The organism is Bacteroides sp., assembly GCF_029057325.1.
Lineage (GTDB): Bacteria > Bacteroidota > Bacteroidia > Bacteroidales > Bacteroidaceae > Bacteroides.
Map to the genome: position 1 here is coordinate 1 of NZ_JAICZW010000024.1, position 3,739 is coordinate 3,739.

The following is a 3,739-nucleotide window of genomic DNA, read 5'->3' on the forward strand; positions in this document are numbered from 1 at the left end:
CAGATAGGGTTCGCACTCTACGGCATTGATAATAACACACTCTGCCTTAAAGGCGGGAGGCGGACACAGCTTGACCTGCGTAGGGAAACAAGCGCCGCCCAGACCTACAATGCCGGCATCGGCAATCTTCTTCACGATTTCCTCGGCAGTGAGGTTGCACTCTTTTACCAACGTCTCGCTGCGGTCGATGGACTCTTCCCATTCGTCACCCTCTACATCAATGAAAATGGCGGGCTTGGCGTAGCCGCTGGCATCGACTATCGTGTCAATTTTAGCAACCTTTCCGCTGACGGACGAATGGATAGCTGCCGATACAAAGCCACCGGGTTCAGCAATCTTCGTACCCACCTTCACAACATCACCCTTGGCAACGATAGGCTTTGCCGGAGCACCGATGTGCTGTCCCAGCAAGATAACCGCCTTCTGCGGTATCTCCGCCTTCACGATGGGCTGATGCGCTGAAAGTTTATTTTCGTGTGGATGAACTCCACCAATTGAAAATGTCTTCAACATACAATTCTGTATTTTTAGTCGTTTATTTACTTATTCTTTATGCCTCTGCTTTCGGAGCTTCCGGAGTCGCCGCTTTCGGAGCGACTTCCACTTTCTTGTCAGCTACCGGTGCCTCCCCTTCTGCCTTCGGCTTGCGCGGCGGGAAGTTCAGAGCCACAATCGCATTCTGCGGACAAGCCTCTTCGCACTTGCGACAAGACTTACACTTGTTCGGGTCGATATAGGCAAGGTTGTTCTCCAACGTAATGGCCTCGAACGGACAAACCTTCACGCACTTGCCGCAACCGATACAGGATACGGTACAAGCCTTGCGAGCCACGGCACCCTTGTCCTTGTTCACGCACTGCACATAAACACGACGCGACTTCTTGCCTTGCGGACGAATCTCGATGATGTTCTTCGGACAAGCCTTGGCACAAGCGCCGCAAGCCGTACACTTCGCTTCGTCCACCTCGGGAAGCCCGGTTTCGGCATTGATATGAATGGCATCGAACTTACAAGCGCTTACACAGTCGCCACAGCCCAAACAGCCAAAACTACAACCCGTCTCGCCCCCATAAAGAGCTGCCGCAATGGCACAACTCTTAGCTCCGTCGTACTGGTTGATACGAGGACGGTTGGCACACGTTCCATTACACCTTACCACTGCGACCATCGGTTCGGAAGCAGCAGCATCCAATCCCAGAATTCCGGCAATCTTTGTCATCACAGGCTGTCCGCCCACCGGACAAAGCTTGCCTTCCAGCGAACCTGCTTTGACGCAAGCGTCGGCAAATCCGCTACAACCGGGGTAACCACATCCACCGCAATTCGCCTGAGGCAGCACTTCGGCCACCTGAGCAATCCGCGGATCTTCATACACGGCAAATTTCTTAGAAGCCACATAAAGGATAGCAGCCGCTATCAACGCTATGGCTCCCAACGAAATCACTGCAATCAGAATTACATTCATAAATCAGTTGTTTATTAATTGTTAGTTTGTTAAATGTTTATTTTCCTGTCAACTCATCGGTTGTATGACAAAAGAGAACTTTTTCTTCATCCTCGATTTGTTCATCCACAAGATGCCGTAATAGGGCACAAGCAATGCCAACGAACCGAGTGCGGACCACAATTCGTCGTTCCAGAGAGCCATAAAAGCAAACAGAGAAATGATTAAAAGAAGGAAAGGCAGTACAAATGCCAGCAGGACAGCCATCATCCCCATCGAGAGTTCTCCTGCCACCCAGACGCGGTCGCCGGGCTGAAAGGACAAGGCACGCATATCATACACGTCAATCAGTTTTTCTTTTGTATCTGCAGAACTACAATGTCCCTTGATACTACACGAAGCGCAGGCCGATGTCTGTATGATCCTCACACGAAGGTGAGAACCGTTTATCTCTTCCACAACTCCTTGATGTTTTATAGTATTCGCCATTTTGCAAAGTGAGCATTACAAATCGCGGCAAATTTACACATTATTTATGAACTGCAAGCCTTTCGCCCCTATTTTCTGTGCACGCAAACGCCCTTTTTCCGTTTTTTGCCGCTTTTTGCCACTTTCCCTTCCCAGGCAAAAGGCCGAAAAGAGATAAAGTCAAAACAAACGCTCCGTCTTCTTTCAGGCACGGATTTCACGGATTGATAAAAGAAAATAGCGCATAATTCCGTGAAATCCGTGCCTGACAATTATATCCTGATGTCGGTCTCTTTCGTTTGGACACGAAATTGTGCCAATCACCATTTGTAGTTGATACCGAAACTCAGCAACTCCTTCAACTGGAAGTGGCTGTTGCCTGTGGTCGGTGCGCTACTATCGTCAAAGCGGGCGTGCACATACAATTTTGTGGAGAGATAGCGGTTCAGCACAAAGTTAAATGTATTCTCCCATTCTATGCGCGTCCATTCGTAACTGGTCTGGAAATCCATGCGAGAATCCAATACGATAGACGGAATAATGGTCCATGAGAGCGTAGGCTGTATCTGCGAACCGAAATTATGTCTGACGTGTTTGCCTTCCTCCAGACCGAAGCTCACTTCATCCACCTCCTTGTTGCCGATATAACGCATCATGTAAGTCAACGGAGCGATGAAGACAGAAAGGTTGAATTTCTTCTTCTTCAGCTTGTAGTCCATACCGATACTGCTCGACCAGTCTGCAGGCGCAAAGAAAGAAGACACCAGGCTCTCATTGTTCGCCTTGTAGCCATTGCAGAACTGTGTCTTGAATTCGGTTGTAACCGTATAGTACCACCGGTTCGCCGCCTGAATACCCAATTTGCTATACAACCGGAACTGGTCTGTATTCACCAAATAATCGTGGTATTTATCGGACGGCGCTGAACTGATTCCCAATTTGGCATCCAGCAAATTTTCCCATTGTATTTTTTCCCGGTCGTTATAGTTGGCAAAAAGCTGCAGAATGGCAAGTGCCGCATTGGTGCTTTCACCTCCCTTATACCAGTTGTCCGAAATATAGTTCTGCGTAATCTGCAACGAACCGCTTCCGCCCGTCACCCACCAATTGGGTTTATGGATAACGACATCGGCATCTTCTTTCACGCCTACCGCATCTTCTTTTGCAAACAGTTTCACAACCGATGGTTTGGAAGAGACTTCTTTTGCAATGTTATCCCTGTAGGTTTTTCCTTTCATGATTTCTGCCTCGGTTCTTACTACCAGATCGGGACATTTTATATACGTGTCCAGCAAAGTACGGTCCACCCTTTTGTTGACACGCTCCTTTTCCGTAAAACACAAGGAGTTGAACGGTAGCATCTCACGGGTCAAAGCAGGAACCGAATCCGCCTGTTGGAATTTCCAATCCACTTCGGAGAGCCTGTCCATCGGCGCGTTATAATAGGTCAGAGGGATGAACAGACGGTAATAGTGGGGATCGACCGCAATGTACCGCTCCGGTGTAGTGGGGTCGTGAAGGTAGTCCAACACCCCGATTTTCTGCTCATACAACACCGACACCGTATCCACCCGAAAGCCCTCTCCTTCCGGCCTTAATTTCAAAATCATATACTCTTTCATGATTCCCGACAGGGTGTCCGGTTGCACTTCCGTCTTCCGTTGATTATTCTTCAAGGTGACAACCGATGTATCCTGCGCCTTTGCCGATGCGGAAACCATGGCAGCAATTATCCAAAATGCAATATACTTCCTCTTCATAATACCTTAAAACTATAATTTGAGTGCAAAAGTCGTTCAAAAGGTTCAAAAAGCATAGGAACAGCGG

Annotated in this window: 3 protein-coding genes and 1 pseudogene; all 4 read right to left on the reverse strand. The window is 48.4% G+C overall.

Annotated features, from left to right (window positions below):
- A pseudogene (locus K2G43_RS01645) lies at nucleotides 1-513 on the reverse strand (electron transporter RnfC); the annotation flags it as partial.
- 37 nt (nucleotides 514-550) lie between these two features.
- Nucleotides 551-1,465, reverse strand: coding sequence for a Fe-S cluster domain-containing protein (locus K2G43_RS01650; RefSeq protein ID WP_297644404.1), 915 nt, complete (start codon nucleotides 1,463-1,465; stop codon nucleotides 551-553).
- Nucleotides 1,466-1,513: 48 nt separating this feature from the next.
- Nucleotides 1,514-1,933, reverse strand: a complete 420-nt coding sequence (locus tag K2G43_RS01655) for a SoxR reducing system RseC family protein (protein WP_300152804.1) — start codon at nucleotides 1,931-1,933, stop codon at nucleotides 1,514-1,516.
- Between the two features lie 299 nt (nucleotides 1,934-2,232).
- Nucleotides 2,233-3,672, reverse strand: coding sequence for a DUF3078 domain-containing protein (locus tag K2G43_RS01660; RefSeq protein WP_297644408.1), 1,440 nt, complete (start codon nucleotides 3,670-3,672; stop codon nucleotides 2,233-2,235).
- Nucleotides 3,673-3,739: the final 67 nt, after the last annotated feature.